The sequence below is a fragment of the Rhizobium sp. 18055 genome (assembly GCF_902706285.1).
Classification (GTDB): Bacteria; Pseudomonadota; Alphaproteobacteria; order Rhizobiales; family Rhizobiaceae; genus Rhizobium.
The window spans coordinates 1-418 of the sequence record NZ_CACSKD010000368.1; the positions used below are offsets into that span (position 1 = coordinate 1).

Consider the following 418-nt stretch of genomic DNA (forward strand, 5'->3'; position numbering starts at 1 on the left):
ATGCGAGCCAGCAGCGCCTCGAATTGAGTGCCCGCTGGCGTAGGTAGAGCGCAGCGGTCTTGAGGTGGTTCTGATTGGCAGCAGCGTACGCAACTCCTGTCGTTCCGCCGCCGAGGCCGATCGTCAGGCAACCGCAGTGCCTTCGTGCTTGTCCTTGCGCTTGGATTTGCTGGCAGGGCGAGCCGCCGACTTGCGAGCTACACCGGAGGCGCGCGCGCGATGCGGTGCAGATGGCTTGGCGAGGGAGCTCAGGCTATCAAGCATGATCACGGTGCCAGCGCCCGTTCTGACAGCCACGGCCAGTTCTCCGCCCATGGCTTCCACGTACTTGCGTAGCGTCGAGAGCAGCAGGTCCGAACGCTTCTCCAGTTGAGCCACGGCGTTTTGCTTGACATTGAGCACCCGTGCCACTTCGTCC

At 63.4% G+C, this 418-nt stretch carries 1 protein-coding gene; it reads right to left on the reverse strand.

Annotated elements, in window-relative coordinates:
* Positions 1 to 123: 123 nt before the first annotated feature.
* The coding region (locus GVL52_RS32370) for a helix-turn-helix domain-containing protein (RefSeq protein ID WP_368735342.1) at positions 124 to 418 on the reverse strand (295 nt) is incomplete at its 5' end.